This window comes from Salinibacterium sp. TMP30 (genome assembly GCF_038397785.1).
Classification (GTDB): domain Bacteria; phylum Actinomycetota; class Actinomycetes; order Actinomycetales; family Microbacteriaceae; genus Rhodoglobus.
The window spans coordinates 2,232,408-2,247,822 of the sequence record NZ_CP151642.1; the positions used below are offsets into that span (position 1 = coordinate 2,232,408).

Genomic DNA, 15,415 nt, shown 5'->3' on the forward strand with positions numbered 1-15,415 from the left:
CGATCAACGTGAGTGCCAATACAGATGCGGATACGGTTAGACAATGAATCAGAGCGAATTGCGTGAGCTGCTTTCAGCTGAAGGCCTTCGCCTGCTGGACTCCCTTCCCGTCTGGCAACCCAGCAATGAGATCGTGCGAACCGTCTCCGAACTCCGAAAAGCCGGCCACAGCCCCGGACTCGTCGCCGCCGTACTCAGCCAATCAAAACTACGCGCAAAAGCGATAAGCAAGTTTGGTGCATTCGCCGAACGGATGCTCTTCACCGAGGCCGGGCTCGAACAAGCCACTCGGCTCTCCGTTGGCTCACTACACGCCGGCCGCTTTAGCAAGGCTGGCGTGAAATGGGTGGCTGATCTCGGTTGTGGAATCGGTGCCGATGCCCTCGCGATCGCGGGTCTTGACCTCAATGTCACCGCGGTAGAGCGGGACGAAACCACCGCAGCCATCGCAAGCTACAACCTCGCCCCTTGGGCCAACGCCCAAGTACTCCACGGCGATGCCGAAACAACAGACCTCACCGGAATCGACGGAATCTACCTCGACCCAGCACGTCGTGACGCCCGCGTGCGTCTCACCAACCCTGCCGACTGGACCCCCTCACTCGACTTCGCGTTCGGACTGGCTGAGCGCTATCCCACCGGAATCAAGCTCGGCCCCGGCATCGATCGCGATGTGATCCCCGACAATGCTGAAGCCCAGTGGGTGTCGGTCGGTCGCGAAGTCGTCGAGCTCGGACTCTGGTTCGGGGCTGTTGCTCGCGACGGCATCCGCCGCTCGGCGCTCGTGATCGGCGATCACGGCACCGCCGAGATGAGTGCACCCGCCGACAGCGTGGACGAAGCCCCGGGAGAATTGGGACAGTTTCTATTTGAGCCAGACGGTGCCGTCATCCGTGCACGACTCATTGGAGATCTTGCCCGACGGTTAAATGGCCGGATGCTCGACACATCGATCGCCTACTTCAGCGCGGATGCCGCAGCATCGTCGCCATTCGCGACGTGTTTCGAGATTGTGGCCGACTTCCCTCTCGATAAGCGGTCGCTGAAGAGGGAACTAGCAACGCGCAAGATTGGCACCCTAGAAATCAAAAAGCGCGGGGTCGATATTGACCCCGCGACTTTTCGAACTTCGCTTTCGCTAACCGGCGAGAACAGTGCCACATTGATTCTGACGCGTGTAGCTGGCAAACGCCGGGCGCTACTGGCGCAGCGCGTGCCGCCCTCGGTTTAGCGAGTTGTGGACTAGTTAGAAGTTTCCGCGAAAGCCGGTCCCGAACTCACTAACGCCAGCAAACAGCAACGCAAAACCTGCGATGACGATAACCCCGGTGATCAGACCAATCACGACGCTGATATACCCGGTAATGAGGCCGGTGAGCCAGTAGGGACGGGCATACGGCTGCTTCTTCTGCGCCATGTGACCCATGACCACCGCGGCCACGCCGGGTAAGAACCCGAACACGACGAATGACAAAAGGATGCCGGAAATTCCGGTAACCATCGAAGCGATCGACAAGCCCTGCGCCGGACCAGCCGGAACCGGCGCGAACGGCGCTTGGCCTGGCGTCGACGCACCCTCGTAGCCGGGGATCGGGGTGCCGCTAGGGGCGGAGTATGGGTCAGCCGATGCAGCCGGAGTCGCTGAGGGCGCAACCGGCGGCACCGGAGGGGCTGACGGGGTCGCAGGAGTCGAGGGGGTCGCAGGAGTCGAGGGGGTCACGGGTGTTGTCTTCACTGGAGGTGTCTTGGCTGCGGTGGTCGTCACGGCAGGCGTCGACTTCGCTGCGACCTGTGCAGCAGCCGGCTTCTTAGCCGCAGGCTTCTTGGCTGACGGAGTCGCCTTTGCCTTGGGCGCGCGTGAAGCGACAGGTGTAGCGGGAGTGGGGATCGACGGGGTTGCGCCGTCTGAGTTGTTGGTAGCCATCCGCACACTTTAGCAAGCACAACTCAACAGCTGCCCAGCAACGACTTCGGGGCCCGCGCTACTGTGCGGGCCCCGAAGAGTAAGAAACTGAGGTGCGGGCTTAGTAGGTGTCGAATCCGCCCGCTGCACCCAAGAAGAAGAGGGGAATGAATATTGCAAACAGCGCGATGAAAAACCCGACGAGTCCGAGGTACCCGAGCACGAGACCGATGATGGCGAGCACGTTGCCCTGTTCGCCGGTCTTCTTGATCTGGCTGAGCGCAATGTGGCCCGTGACAATGCCGATGAGGCTAAGCCACAGGATCGATGTCACCAGGGAGACGATCGAGAGTACGTTCCACTTGGCAACCGGCGCGCCTGTTGGCGTCGAGGCGTAAGGCGTGGGTTCTGACATGACGGAATGCTCCTTAGTAGATGAAACCGAAAGCGGCGCCACCATATTCTCAGCCTGAGAGAACGCTGTCAATGCGTCTCGACTAGAGCATAACGTGTTTTTAGGACTGAATTTGGGTGACCGGGAGGGTCGAGTCCGCGCTAAAGCCGAGCGTAGAGGGCTGTTTGCCCGCCATTACCAATTGGGCACCCAGAGCGGCGATCATCGCACCATTATCTGTGCACAGTGACAGCGGCGGGATTCTCAATTGGATGCCCGCAGCATCGCACCGCTCCTGCGCGAGTTCTCGCACACGGGCGTTAGCCACGACTCCGCCGCCGAGCAGTAGGCGCGGCACACCACGATCTACACACGCCGCGACCGCCTTAATCAGCAGGATGTCAACGACTGCCTCACGAAAACTGGCCGCGACATCCGCAATCGAAAACTCTGTTCCGGCATCGTGTTCACGCTCGACCCAGCGCGCGACGGCAGTCTTCAGTCCCGAGAATGAAAAATCGTACCGGTGCTTCTCCATGTCTTTAGCCTGACTCAGACCGCGGGGAAATCGGATGGCCTGAGGATTGCCCTCTGCGGCAACCCGATCAATCTGAGGCCCACCCGGATAAGGAAGCCCGAGCAATCGGGCCACCTTGTCGAAGGCTTCCCCGGCAGCGTCGTCAATTGTTTCGCCGAGAAGTTCGACATCGGAAACCAGATCGCGAACGTGCAGCAACGATGTATGACCACCAGACACGAGCAGCGCGATCGTCGGAAGGTCAATTTCTGTTCCGTCGTCGCGCAACACATCAGCTCCGACGTGCCCCACAAGATGATTGACGGCATACAGCGGTTTGTCCGTTGCAACGGCGAGCGCCTTCGCTGCGGCAACACCCACCATGAGTGCGCCAGCAAGTCCGGGGCCGCTCGTTACAGCAATCGCATCAATCTCGTGAAGCTCTATCCCAGCTTCTCGGAGCGCCTGCTCGAGCGCTGGCTGCATCGCCTCAAGGTGTGCGCGTGCCGCAACCTCAGGGACGACCCCGCCGTAGCGCGCATGCTCGTCCATGGATGATGAAATGACGTTGGCGAGCAAGCGGTTACCACACACAATGCCAATTCCTGTCTCATCACAACTGGTTTCGATTCCCAGCACAAGAGGCTCAGTGGTGTTGTTCGGCAGGCTTCGGTTCGCTGGTGCTGTCCGAGTAACGGTCGCAGGCTGGCTCATACCCCCACCGCCGGAGACAGTTTGGCTTCGGGAATGGTGAGGCGCATCACGATCGCATCGACGCCATCGGGTTGGTAGTAGTTCGGGCGCACCGCGATGCGTTCAAAGCCCAACGAATCATAGAGTCGTTGCGCGGCAGGATTGTCGTCGCGTACCTCCAAGAAGAGTTCACCTGCCCCGCGATCACGAGCCTCCACCATGAGCGCGTACATCAGCGCACGCCCAATGCCGTGGCGTCGAGCATCCGGAGCAACAGCAATAGTTTGGATGTCGGCCTGCCCAGAACGGAATGGAGCGCGCAAGCCTGCATACGCTTTCACCTGCGTCGGCTCCCCCACAGGATGCGCGACCAGATAGTACCCGTAATTATCAGCGAGCTCAGCGCTCATCATGTCGCGGGACCAAGCGTCGTTGGCGAATTCGCTCACCTCAATCACCATGATGGCGTCGAGGTCGTCGGGGGTAGCGCGACGCAATTGCCAGCTCATGCGGTTACTCGTTTCGGTCCTGCGGAGAGGGTGACGTCTGGTGAGCGCAAGTAAAGGGCCTCTTCGCCGGCAAATTCGCGCCCGTTGACTTTCATGAGCTGGGCCAGGGTTGCCAGGTTTGCGGCGCGCACCGTTGCGGCTTTCCGCAGCGCATAGTGGTCGAAGTGTGGCACGTGAGTGGCGAGCTCTGCGGCGGGAGCGAGCGCGGGTCCGGCCTCGCGAATGGGCAACCCCGCGTCATCCATTCCCGCGTAGGTTGACCAATACAGCTCTTTGCGTCTCGCATCTGTGGCGATCAGGACTGGCGCGGTTTCGCCGAGTGCGATGGCATCATGAGTGACAACCCGATACAGCGGCAGGCCGGCACCGAAAGCAAAAGTGCGCGCGGCAACGATGCCCACCCGCAGCCCAGTGAAGGGCCCCGGCCCCATTCCCGCCACGACACCGGTCAGGTCGGTTACAGCGAGTTTGGTGTCTGCGAGACAGCTGTAGATGAAGTCGCCAACGACTTCGGCATGCTTTCGGGTGTCTGCAGAGTCGCACTCCGCGTGCACAACGCCCTGCGCATCAACAATCGCGACGCTCGTTCCTGCCGACGTATCAATCGCTAAAAACATCAAGCCACCTCAAATCTGCCCACTTGGGGCCGAAACCGGTCACCGTCACGGCGCGCGGTTCAACTGCCTCTTCGGCGAAATCATCGTCAGAGTGGTTCTCGTCACCCGCGCCGGTGGGTCGCGCAATATCGACGTTCAGCCATGACTTACTAACTCCATCGAGCAAACCTGCACCCCATTCGACCACAACAATGGATGCCTCAAAATCGATGTCGAGATCGTCGAGTTCTACAGCGCTGCCCAAGCGGTAAGCGTCGACATGCACGAGGGGCGCCTGAGCTGGCGATGATGACGATGCCGACTCCGGTTCCGGTTGCTGTGTCGCTGTCGGTATCGATATCGATTGCCCCAGTCGCGGATGCGTGCGCGCGAGCACAAAGGTCGGGCTCGTCACGGTGCCGCGGATGCCGAGAGTCTCACCAATCGCTCGCGTGAGGGTGGTTTTTCCTGCACCGAGTTCGCCATTGAGCAAAACGAGGTCGCCGGCGTCGAGCTGCCCGGCGATTAGTGACCCGAGATCAGCCATCCGCTGGGGGGAATCGACCACGAGTCTGGTCATGGTTCGTACCTGCGCACCACGCGCGGTCCGATGCGAGTCACGATCTCATAGTTGATGGTTCCCGCGGCCGTCGCCCACTCGTCGGCGCTGGGCACAGGCATCGCAGAGCCAGACGCAAGCGAAGAGTCCACAGAGTTCGAAGGGTCGCCAAATAGTACTGCACGATCGCCCACGGCAACCGGGGCATCACCCATGTCGACGACGATCTGATCCATGGCAACCCGGCCAGCAACCCGGCCTCGATAACCGTTGATCGTGACGGGGCCGCGGTTGGAGGCATGGCGCGGAATACCATCGCCGTACCCCACGGGCACGAGCGCGAGAGTGGTGTCGGTCTCGCAGTGAAAGTCGAAGCCGTACGACACTCCCGCACCGGCCGAAGCGCGTTTCACAGAAACGACGGGGGCACTCAAGGTCATCGCCGGCACCAGACCTAGAGCCGAAGCATCCACATCATCGGACGGGGCAAGGCCATAGGTGCTGATTCCTAGTCGGACCATGGTGAAGCGGGCATCGGGGTGTTTGATCGCGCCTTCCGAGGCCGCCAAGTGACGGAATTCTGGCCGAAGCCCCACAGACTCCGCCATCACGATGGCTGCGGAGAATTGTTGGATCTGCTGTGCGTCATTCTCCGCGCCAGCATTGGCCAGGTGACTCCAGATTCCCCGTACACGGATCCGCCCGGCAAGTTCGTGCGCCGCGGCAGCGTCGAAGAACTCGTGCCAGTCGCTAAGAGCAGCCCCGTTGCGGTGCAGACCCGTATCGACCTTGAGGTGAACGAACGCAGTTCCGGATGCCGCAGCGACTTCGGCCAGTTGTGCAATGTTGCTGACACCGAGGTCTACATTCGCGCGCACTGCTTCACCGAATATTGCCCCCGGCTGGTGCAACCACGCTAAGAGTGGAGCGTCGATGCCCGCGGTTCGCAGCGCAAGCGCTTCGGTCAGGTCAGCAATGCCGAGCCAGTTCGCACCACCAGAAATGGCGGCGCGGGCACTTTCGATGGCTCCGTGGCCGTAGCCGTCGGCTTTCACGACCGCCATTACCAGCGCAGGGGCGACCAGAGCGCGCAAAGTTTCTACGTTGTGCGTTATCGCGCCGGTGTTGATCGTTGCGAGTCGAAGGTCAGTCATGGTGGGCCTCCGCAATAACGTAAGCGATTGCGATGCCCGCGTCATGGCTCATCGACAGGTGAACGGAGGTGATCCCGCGACGTTCAGCAATTGCTTTTGTGGCGTTCTGCAGTTCAAACGACGGATTTCCGAGCGCGTCAGAGACGACCTTCATGTCGTGCCAGGTAACGCCACTAGAGTCGCCCAGGGCCTTGATGAGCGCTTCTTTAGCGGCAAAGCGGCCGGCAAGTGAGCGCAGCGGTCGCGTCGCACCATCCTTCAATTGTTCGCTCTGAGAGAACAGGCGCGAGGTGAGGGTCGGCGTGCGCTGCAAAGCACGTTCGAAGCGGGCGATGTCGACGACATCTACACCGATCCCCACAATCACGGTGAGACCTATTCGACGGTGACAGACTTCGCGAGGTTGCGCGGCTGGTCTACGTCGAGTCCCTTCGCTGCCGAAAGTTCCATACCGAAAATGTGCAACGGAATCACTGCAAGGAGCGGCTCAAAGAACGAACCGGCAAGAGGAATGGGGATGACCTCATCGGCGAACGGCAGCACCGCTGCGTCACCTTTCTCAGCGATGGCAATGACGCGAGCGCCACGCGCACGGATCTCCTGAATATTGGAGACAACCTTCTTGTGGAGCGAGTTGGGATCGCGCGGGCTGGGAACGACCACGAAAACAACCTGACCGGGCTCAATGAGAGCGATCGGACCGTGCTTGAGCTCACCAGCGGCAAATCCCTCAGCGTGAATGTACGCCAATTCCTTGAGCTTCAGTGCGCCCTCAAGAGCGATCGGGTAACCCACGTGACGGCCCAAGAAGAGCACCGACTGGGTGTCCGTCATCCAATGAGCCAACTGCTTAATCGACTGAGAGGTAACCAAGACTTCAGAGATCTTGTCCGGGATCGCCTGCAATTCGGCAACGTTCTCACGAATTGCCTCATCGCTGAGCGTGCCCCGCACACCCGCAATGTGCAGCCCAATCAAGTACAGCGCAGTCACCTGAGCCACGAAGGCCTTCGTGGATGCCACAGCAACTTCAGGACCAGCGTGCGTGTAGACCACAGCGTGTGACTCGCGCGGAATCGTTGCGCCGTGCGTGTTGCACACGGAAACAACCTTTGCGCCGGATTCCATAGCGAACTTGACCGCCATGAGTGTGTCCATGGTCTCGCCAGACTGGCTGATCGAGATCACGAGGGTGCGCTCCGTGAGAATCGGGTTGCGGTAGCGGAACTCGTGAGCCAGCTCAACATCCACCGGAACACGGGCCCACGCCTCGATAGCGTACTTGCCAAGCATCCCCGCGTAGGCCGCAGTTCCGCACGCAATGACAACGATGCGGTCGATGTTCGCGATGATCTCGTCACCGAGCGGCTCGAACTCGGTGAGCTTGACGAGCCCATCCTGAACGCGACCAAGAATTGTGTTGGCTACGGCATCCGGCTCTTCACTGATCTCCTTCGCCATGAAGCTCGACCAACCGCCTTTTTCGGAGGCCGAAGCATCCCAGGCGATATCAAACTCGTCAACCTCAACAGGGTTGCCATCGAAGTCGATGACCTCAACAGAGTCGGGGCGGATCGTGACGATCTGGTCTTGGCCGATAGCGACGGCGCGACGAGTGAACTCGACGAAAGCAGCGACATCTGAGCCCAAGAAGTTTTCTCCGTCACCCAAACCGATCACCAAGGGTGAGTTGCGGCGAGCACCAACAACAACACCGGGCTGGTCTTCGTGAACCGCGAGCAGAGTGAATGCCCCCTCAAGGCGGGCAACAACACCGCGCAAGGCTGCCGTAAGGTCGCCAGTCTTTTCGTATTCGCGACCGACGAGAATTGCCGCTACCTCGGTATCGGTCTCGCTGGCAAAAGTTTCTCCCTCGGCCAGCAGCTCGTTCTTTAGCTCAGAGAAGTTCTCGATGATGCCGTTGTGAATGAGAGCAAGCTTCGAGTCGCGACTCAAATGCGGGTGCGCATTCACATCGGTGGGGCCACCGTGGGTAGCCCACCGCGTGTGACCGATGCCCGTAGAACCGTTACCGAGAGGTGTTTCGGCAAGGTCATCCAGCAGCATCTGAAGTTTGCCAGCACGCTTGCGTGTTCTGAGCACCCCAGCCTCGTCGATAATAGCGACCCCAGCGGAGTCGTAACCCCGGTATTCGAGACGTTTGAGACCACCGAGGAGAACCTCAAGGCTTTTGTTGTCACCGACGTAACCCACAATTCCACACATAGAAACGAGTTTAGTTCCCCAAGCTGGGTATCGGTGCGCCGTTAGGATGAAGGCGATGCACGAAAACGGCTCCGCACACGCTCAAATCTCTCCCTTTCTCGAAATCGATCGGAGCGATTGGAGCGGACTTGCGCCAAAAATGGAAGTTCCGCTCACCCAAGCAGAGCTAATCGAACTCCGCGGACTCGGCGACGAACTCGACCTCACCGAAGTCTCAGAGGTCTATCTTCCGCTGAGTCGACTACTCAACCTGTATGCAGAAAACGCTCAGCGACTTCATGCCGCCACCACGCAGTTTCTCGGCGCCACAACCACAAGCACACCATTCGTCATTGGCGTTGCCGGCTCGGTAGCCGTCGGAAAGTCCACCATCGCGCGACTGCTGCGCGAACTTCTCTCGCGCTGGGACGGCACCCCCCACGTCGAACTCATCACCACCGACGGGTTTTTGCACCCCAATGCCGAGCTAGAACGCCGCGGCATCCTCGAACGAAAAGGGTTTCCCGAAAGCTACGACCGTCGGGCACTATTGCGGTTCGTCAGCAAGATTAAAGCTGGCGTCGCTGAAGTGCGCGCTCCGTTCTATTCGCACCTGGCCTACGACATCATCCCGGATGCCGCTATAACAGTGCGCAAACCCGACGTGCTCATCGTCGAAGGGCTCAACGTTTTGCAACCGCCGACGCCCGGCAACAGGCTCGCCGTCAGCGACCTCTTCGACTTCACAATCTATGTGGATGCCCGCACAAGTGACATCGCTCGCTGGTACGAGGAGCGCTTCCTTCGCCTCCAGCGCGGGGCGTTCAGTAACCCGCGTTCATACTTCCACCGCTTTGCCGATCTCAGCGAGAGCGCCGCCCGCGCACGCGCCCAACAGGTCTGGAAGCTCACCAACGAACCCAACCTCGTCCAGAACGTATTGCCGACGCGACCTCGCGCATCACTGATCCTGCGTAAAGATGCCAACCATGCGGTCTCGAAAGTGTTGTTGCGTAAGACCTAGCGTGGCGCGCTGCCACTATTCACGGGGATCGGCCGGTGTCTAGTTGGCCATTGTCGAATCGGGCAGTGTCGCGTTGGCCGGTATCGGATCGGCGAGCTCGGGGCGGAATTAGTTGCCGAGCTGAGCACGGACGACTGCGGCAAGGCGATCGGCCATCTGTTGTGCAACCTCTTGGCGCTCCGCCTCAACCATCACGCGAACCATTGGCTCCGTTCCCGATGCGCGCAGCAGCACCCGGCCCGTTTCGCCCAGTTCTGCCTCCACAGCGGCAACCGCATCCGCGATTACGCTGTCGGAGCCCAGCGAGTGATGGTCGACGCCCCGCACGTTCACGAGAACTTGCGGGTACACCGTCATTACTGAAGCCAACTCGGCAAGCGTCTTGCCCGTTCGCTCCATTTCGGCAACAAGATGAAGGCCGGTGAGGATGCCGTCGCCGGTGGTCGCGAACTTGGTCATGATGACGTGACCAGACTGCTCCCCGCCGAGGGAAAGGCCGTGCTCACCGAGTGCTTCGAGCACGTAACGATCGCCGACCTTGGTTTCGAGCATCTTAATGTTGTTCTCGGCCATGGCGCGGCGAAGCCCCAGATTGCTCATGACGGTCGCAACCAGGGTGCGGTCTTGAAGAACACCGCGCTCGGCCATCGATACCGCCAGAATCGCCATGATCTGGTCACCATCAACGACCTTGCCGTCTTTGTCGACGGCGAGACAGCGATCAGCGTCACCATCATGGGCGATACCAATATCTGCGCCGTGCGCGAGCACTGCCACAGCGAGGTTGTCGAGATGGGTCGATCCGACACCGTCGTTGATGTTGATGCCATCGGGGTCTGCACCGATGACCGTGACCTTGGCCCCGGCATCCGTAAACACCTGTGGCGATACTCCGGAGGCCGCGCCGTGAGCGCAGTCGAGCACAACGTGGATGCCGCCGAGCTGGTTAGGTAGTGTCGACAACAGGTGCACGACGTAGCGGTCTTCAGCGTCGGCGAATCGTCGAATGCGGCCAACCTCAACGCCCGTCGGAGCGAGGCTGGGGGCTGCGAGTGCTGCTTCGATGCGGTCTTCGACCTCATCGGGAAGTTTGGTGCCGCCCTGACCGAAGAACTTAATTCCGTTGTCGGGGGCGGGATTGTGCGACGCGGAGATCATGACTCCGAGGTCGGCTTTGAAGTCAGCGACGAGGAATGCTGCTGCGGGGGTGGGGATTACTCCGGCGTCGAAGACATCGACGCCAGAGCTCGCGAGCCCCGCGGATACCGCGGCTGAGATGAACTCACCGGATACCCGCGGGTCGCGTGCGACTACGGCAACGGGTCGACGGCCGGAAGCTCGACGACCATCGGCGACTCGGCCCTGACCCAGTACGACAGCTGCCGACTGAGCCAGGCCAAGTGCGAGCTCTACAGTAAGATCGCTGTTCGCGAGTCCGCGAACGCCATCCGTACCAAAAAGACGTGCCATGCGTTGCCGCTAGCGCGTGAAGCGCGTTAGCGCTTCGAGAACTGCGGAGCCTTACGCGCCTTCTTGAGTCCAGCCTTCTTACGCTCCTTGACGCGAGCGTCACGGGTAAGGAAGCCAGCCTTCTTGAGGATCGCGCGGTTGTTCTCTTCATCGATCTGGTTGAGCGAACGAGAGATGCCTAGACGCAGCGCGCCAGCCTGACCCGAAGGGCCGCCGCCGGTGATGCGTGCGATTACGTCGTAACCACCGAGCAGGTCAAGAACCTTGAAGGGGTCATTGATGAGCTGCTGGTGAAGCTTGTTGGGGAAGTACTCGGCGAACTCACGGCCGTTGACCGTGATGGTGCCCGAACCAGGAACGAGGCGAACGCGGGCAATTGCCTGCTTGCGACGTCCGACGGCTGCGCCGGGAACGGTGAGAACGGGGCGAGGCGCTGCGGGCGCCTCGGTTGCTGCCGATTCCGTCGTGTACGACTCGGGAGCACCCTCGGTGATTGAATCTTCGATCTTGGCCACTGTTTTAAGTCCTTAAGTCTTGGCTACGTAAAGCGCGGGCGCTACTGAGCGACCTGGGTGAGGGTATACGGGGTTGGCTGCTGAGCAGCGTGAGGGTGCTCAGTACCCGCGTATACCTTCAGCTTGGTGAGCTGAGCGCGACCGAGTGAGTTCTTGGGGAGCATTCCACGGATTGCCTTTTCAACGGCACGCGTGGGGTGCTTCTCCAACATCTCGGAGTACGTGGTGGCCGTGAGCCCGCCCGGGTAACCGGAGTGACGGTAGGCCTTCTTCTGCGCGAGCTTGGAGCCCGTGAGGGCAACCTTCTCAGCGTTGATGATAATGACGAAGTCACCCATGTCCATGTGGGGAGCAAAGGTGGCCTTGTGCTTTCCACGGAGCAAAACTGCTGCGTGGCTGGCGAGGCGGCCGAGAACGATGTCGGTTGCGTCGATGATGACCCATTCCCGCTTGACGTCGTCGGGCTTGGGCGAATATGTGCGCGTCACAATAGTGCTGCTTTCATTGATCGAGTGAGGTGTTCGTGAATCCCGCTCCGATGGTTGTTTCAGAAGAAACAATTCCGGTTGGAGGGCTCATGATCGGATGTTGCACCCTATAGTGCAGACACCAAGGGTCAACAGTAGCCCAACTTCCGCCACGCAGCAAACGCTCCGCGGTGACCGGTCGAGGCTCCCTCGTGGCTAGTCGAGCGGATCGCGATGAGATCGCGTGAGTTCTGCACGCGCGGCGAGCCCGTCAGCTGGCGGATAGCCCACTTCGACGAGCGTGAGACCTTTAGCGGGCATGACCTTGTACTCACTCCCCTTCGAACGCTCATCGCGAATGTCGACCGGACGCGAGATATCCAGCTTGCCCTGCCCCACAAATACGCCAGCACCCACGAGCGACCGCACCATGCTGTGACAGAAAGCGTCTGCCCGAACTTCGGCAACGATGATGCCCTCCTCGTTGCGTCTCCAACTGAAATGCTCAAGCCATCTCACTGTCGAGGCACCCTCCCGAGGTTTGCAGTATGCGGCCCAGTCATGGAGCCCTAGCAATTCCTTTGCGGCCACATTCATCGCGTCAACATCGAGCGTCGCCGGATACCAGACCGTGTGATTTCGGTACCGAGGATCCCGAGGCGACTCGTTGTCGGCAATCCGGTACTCATACCGGCGCCACAGCGGCGAAAAGCGGGCATCGAAACCGTCGGCCGCTATCACTGACTGCGACACATGAATGTCAGCCTCAAGCCCCGCGATGCCATTAATCCTTCGAGCCAAAGATGCGGGCCCATCGTAGCGCCTGCCGCCAAGGTTCCCCCGACGCGGACGATCGAGGCTGTGCAACTGGGCGTCAGTAAGGTCAAGGTGCGCCACCTGGCCGCTCGCGTGCACACCGGCATCCGTACGGCCGGCAACAACAAGCGACGGGATCACGCCGAAGCGCCGGAAGATCACGCCGAGTGCGTCTTCAATCGTGCCCTGAACGGTGCGGAGGACCGGCTGCTTTCCCCATCCGAAGAAGTTGGTGCCGTCGTAGGAAATGTCGAGTCGCAGACGAGTCGAGTGGGGATCACGGGTCTCGCCACCATCGCGGTCGACATTCGGCTCATTCGCCGGGTTTGCGGCTGCCGTCTGATCCATAGTGCAATCCTATTTCACCAAGAAAACCCCGGCCCGCTCGAGGCGGAACCGGGGTTTTCTCAAACGAAGAAAGTTACTTCTCTTCTGCAGTCTCCGCAGCAGCGTCCTCAGCAGGAGCCTCAACGGCTACATCTTCGGTTGCAACGTCGCTGGCAGCAGTGTCGTCTGCGGCAGGAGCTTCTTGGGCGGCGGGCTCTTCTGCAGCGGCCTTTGGCTCTGCCTTAGCAGCGGCCTTAGGTGACTTCTTCTTAGGCGTTACGGGCTCAAGAACGAGCTCCATCTGAACCATCGACGCGTTGTCACCCTTGCGGAAACCAAGCTTCGTGATGCGGGTGTAGCCGCCATCACGGTGCTCGACCTGCGGAGCGATGACAGTGAAGAGTTCGTGGATGACGGTCTTGTCGCCAATGATTCCCATTGCGCGGCGACGGTTGTGCAGGTCACCCTTCTTCGCAAAGGTGATCAGACGCTCGGCCACGGGACGCAGGCGCTTTGCCCGAGTTTCGGTGGTCTTGATGCTTTTGTGTGTGAACAGGGCTGCTGCCAGGTTGGCGAGCATGAGGCGCTCGTGCGCTGGTCCACCGCCGAGACGCGGGCCCTTAGTAGGTGTAGGCATTTTCTAGTTCTCCAGTGTCAAAGGTTCGAGCCAGCGGCTCAAGCGTTGGTCTCGTCGTCGGCGTATCCGCCGTAGAAGTGCGCGCCGTCAAATCCGGGAACGCTGTCTTTCAACGACAATCCCATTTCGACGAGCTTGTCGCGTACTTCATCAACCGACTTCTGACCAAAGTTGCGGATGTTCATGAGCTGGGTCTCCGAAAGAGCCACCAGTTCACTTACAGTGTTGATTCCTTCGCGCTTGAGGCAGTTGTAGCTGCGCACCGAAAGATCAAGGTCTTCGATCGGCATGCTGAGTTCAGTCGACAGCACGGCGTCAACCGGTGCAGGACCAATCTCAATACCCTCGGCTGCCGTGTTGAGCTCGCGAGCGAGTCCGAACAGTTCGGTTAGCGTGCGACCGGCTGAAGCAATGGCGTCACGCGGGGTGATTGCCGACTTGGTTTCGACATCCACAACCAGACGGTCAAAGTCGGTACGCTCACCCGCACGAGTTGCCTCGACGCGGTAGGTGACCTTGAGCACGGGCGAGTAGATCGAGTCAACCGGAATCTGGCCGGCTTCGCTGAATTCGCTGCGGTTCTGGGTTGCAGTGACGTAACCGCGGCCACGCTCGATCGTCAGCTCAAGTTCGAACTTGGCCTTGTCGTTGAGGGTCGCGATAACGAGCTCGGGGTTGTGGATCTCTACACCAGCAGGTGCAGAGATGTCAGCGGCGGTGACCTCACCAGCGCCCTGCTTGCGCAGGTAAGCGGTGATTGGTTCGTCGTGCTCGCTCGAGACAACGAGGTTCTTGATGTTGAGGATGACCTCGGTGACGTCTTCTTTTACACCGGCGACGGTGCTGAACTCGTGGAGCACGCCGTCGATACGGATGCTGGTGACAGCTGCTCCGGGGATCGACGAAAGAAGGGTACGACGGATTGAGTTTCCGAGGGTGTAACCGAAACCGGGTTCAAGCGGCTCGATAACGAACCGTGAACGGAATTCGGAGATGTTCTCCTCAGCAAGGGTGGGACGCTGTGCAATGAGCACTGGTGATTCCTTTCGGCAAAGTGTCCGCTATATGACACTTGTGGGCGACGGGTGGCTGGCCCGACGTTTTTATTGAATTGTGCGCTGGAACTGTGAGCGAGGGCCGCAAGCGACCCTCGCCACGACGCCAGCACTAGCGAGTTGCCTCGCTAGTACGGCGTAAAACTAAACGCGACGACGCTTGGGCGGACGGCAACCATTGTGCGTCTGCGGGGTTACGTCGTTGATCGAACCCACTTCGAGGCCAGCGGCCTGCAGCGAACGAATCGCAGTTTCGCGACCCGAACCCGGTCCCTTGACGAAAACGTCTACCTTCTTGACACCGTGCTCTTGAGCCTGGCGTGCAGCCGACTCAGCAGACATCTGTGCGGCGTAAGGGGTCGACTTGCGCGAACCCTTGAAGCCGACGACACCTGACGAGGACCAGCTCAGTACTGCGCCGGTGGGGTCGGTGATGGTAACGATGGTGTTGTTGAACGTTGACTTGATGTGAGCCTGGCCCACTGCAACATTCTTCTTTTCTTTACGACGCGGCTTACGAGCGGCCGATTTTGGTGCTGCCATTGTTTTCTCCTAAAACTGTGATGGCGACGAC

The 15,415-nt window shown here is 60.1% G+C and carries 18 protein-coding genes; 2 read left to right on the plus strand and 16 right to left on the minus strand.

All coding sequences use genetic code 11. The features are described 5' to 3' along the window. Positions 1 to 43 precede the first annotated feature (43 nt). Positions 44 to 1,231, plus strand: a complete 1,188-nt coding sequence (locus AADH44_RS10845) for an SAM-dependent methyltransferase (protein WP_341952818.1) — start codon at positions 44 to 46, stop codon at positions 1,229 to 1,231. Positions 1,232 to 1,246: 15 nt separating this feature from the next. Here the strand turns inward: AADH44_RS10845 and AADH44_RS10850 are convergent, their stop codons facing one another. From AADH44_RS10850 to glmS, 9 genes are all read right to left on the minus strand, one after another. Further along, positions 1,247 to 1,924, minus strand: coding sequence for a hypothetical protein (locus AADH44_RS10850; protein ID WP_341952819.1), 678 nt, complete (start codon positions 1,922 to 1,924; stop codon positions 1,247 to 1,249). A gap of 100 nt (positions 1,925 to 2,024) precedes the next feature. After that, positions 2,025 to 2,318, minus strand: coding sequence for a DUF4190 domain-containing protein (locus AADH44_RS10855; RefSeq protein ID WP_341952820.1), 294 nt, complete (start codon positions 2,316 to 2,318; stop codon positions 2,025 to 2,027). Positions 2,319 to 2,418: 100 nt separating this feature from the next. Further along, positions 2,419 to 3,528, minus strand: a complete 1,110-nt coding sequence (gene tsaD / locus AADH44_RS10860) for a tRNA (adenosine(37)-N6)-threonylcarbamoyltransferase complex transferase subunit TsaD (protein WP_341952821.1) — start codon at positions 3,526 to 3,528, stop codon at positions 2,419 to 2,421. Continuing rightward, the gene (gene rimI, locus AADH44_RS10865; RefSeq protein WP_341952822.1) at positions 3,525 to 4,016 is read right to left on the minus strand and encodes a ribosomal protein S18-alanine N-acetyltransferase; all 492 of its coding nucleotides are present in this window, start codon (positions 4,014 to 4,016) and stop codon (positions 3,525 to 3,527) included. Before rimI ends, tsaD begins: the two co-directional genes overlap by 4 nt. Further along, complete coding sequence (gene tsaB, locus AADH44_RS10870) at positions 4,013 to 4,633, minus strand: tRNA (adenosine(37)-N6)-threonylcarbamoyltransferase complex dimerization subunit type 1 TsaB (protein ID WP_341952823.1); 621 nt, start codon at positions 4,631 to 4,633, stop codon at positions 4,013 to 4,015. Before tsaB ends, rimI begins: the two co-directional genes overlap by 4 nt. Beyond that, positions 4,617 to 5,192, minus strand: coding sequence for a tRNA (adenosine(37)-N6)-threonylcarbamoyltransferase complex ATPase subunit type 1 TsaE (locus tag AADH44_RS10875; protein WP_341952824.1), 576 nt, complete (start codon positions 5,190 to 5,192; stop codon positions 4,617 to 4,619). The genes tsaB and AADH44_RS10875 overlap by 17 nt, the downstream gene beginning before the upstream one ends. After that, positions 5,189 to 6,325: an alanine racemase gene (gene alr, locus AADH44_RS10880; protein ID WP_341952825.1), complete on the minus strand. Its 1,137-nt coding sequence runs from the start codon at positions 6,323 to 6,325 to the stop codon at positions 5,189 to 5,191. Before alr ends, AADH44_RS10875 begins: the two co-directional genes overlap by 4 nt. Further along, positions 6,318 to 6,692 carry a holo-ACP synthase gene (locus AADH44_RS10885; protein WP_341952826.1) on the minus strand — a complete coding sequence of 125 codons (375 nt, stop codon included), beginning with the start codon at positions 6,690 to 6,692 and terminating at the stop codon, positions 6,318 to 6,320. Before AADH44_RS10885 ends, alr begins: the two co-directional genes overlap by 8 nt. Before the next feature lie 8 nt (positions 6,693 to 6,700). After that, positions 6,701 to 8,551: a glutamine--fructose-6-phosphate transaminase (isomerizing) gene (gene glmS, locus AADH44_RS10890; protein WP_341952827.1), complete on the minus strand. Its 1,851-nt coding sequence runs from the start codon at positions 8,549 to 8,551 to the stop codon at positions 6,701 to 6,703. Between the two features lie 55 nt (positions 8,552 to 8,606). On the opposite strand from glmS, the gene coaA reads away from it, so the two are divergent. Next, positions 8,607 to 9,554: a type I pantothenate kinase gene (coaA, locus tag AADH44_RS10895; RefSeq protein ID WP_341952828.1), complete on the plus strand. Its 948-nt coding sequence runs from the start codon at positions 8,607 to 8,609 to the stop codon at positions 9,552 to 9,554. Positions 9,555 to 9,662: 108 nt separating this feature from the next. Here the strand turns inward: coaA and glmM are convergent, their stop codons facing one another. The 7 genes from glmM to rpsK all read right to left on the minus strand — a co-directional run bounded on the left by glmM (position 9,663) and on the right by rpsK (position 15,384). Then, on the minus strand, positions 9,663 to 11,024 hold the full coding sequence (gene glmM / locus AADH44_RS10900; protein ID WP_341952829.1) for a phosphoglucosamine mutase: 1,362 nt from the start codon (positions 11,022 to 11,024) through the stop codon (positions 9,663 to 9,665). Between the two features lie 26 nt (positions 11,025 to 11,050). Continuing rightward, the gene (gene rpsI, locus AADH44_RS10905) at positions 11,051 to 11,539 is read right to left on the minus strand and encodes a 30S ribosomal protein S9 (RefSeq protein WP_341952830.1); all 489 of its coding nucleotides are present in this window, start codon (positions 11,537 to 11,539) and stop codon (positions 11,051 to 11,053) included. A gap of 41 nt (positions 11,540 to 11,580) precedes the next feature. Beyond that, positions 11,581 to 12,027, minus strand: a complete 447-nt coding sequence (gene rplM, locus AADH44_RS10910; protein ID WP_341952831.1) for a 50S ribosomal protein L13 — start codon at positions 12,025 to 12,027, stop codon at positions 11,581 to 11,583. Positions 12,028 to 12,222: 195 nt separating this feature from the next. Next, positions 12,223 to 13,170 (minus strand): tRNA pseudouridine synthase A, encoded by a 948-nt coding sequence (locus tag AADH44_RS10915; protein WP_341952832.1) that lies wholly within the window; start codon positions 13,168 to 13,170, stop codon positions 12,223 to 12,225. A gap of 73 nt (positions 13,171 to 13,243) precedes the next feature. Continuing rightward, positions 13,244 to 13,786, minus strand: a complete 543-nt coding sequence (gene rplQ / locus AADH44_RS10920) for a 50S ribosomal protein L17 (protein ID WP_341952834.1) — start codon at positions 13,784 to 13,786, stop codon at positions 13,244 to 13,246. Between the two features lie 38 nt (positions 13,787 to 13,824). Then, positions 13,825 to 14,820 (minus strand): DNA-directed RNA polymerase subunit alpha, encoded by a 996-nt coding sequence (locus tag AADH44_RS10925; protein ID WP_009773099.1) that lies wholly within the window; start codon positions 14,818 to 14,820, stop codon positions 13,825 to 13,827. 165 nt (positions 14,821 to 14,985) lie between these two features. Then, positions 14,986 to 15,384: a 30S ribosomal protein S11 gene (gene rpsK / locus AADH44_RS10930; RefSeq protein WP_100388216.1), complete on the minus strand. Its 399-nt coding sequence runs from the start codon at positions 15,382 to 15,384 to the stop codon at positions 14,986 to 14,988. Positions 15,385 to 15,415 lie beyond the last annotated feature (31 nt).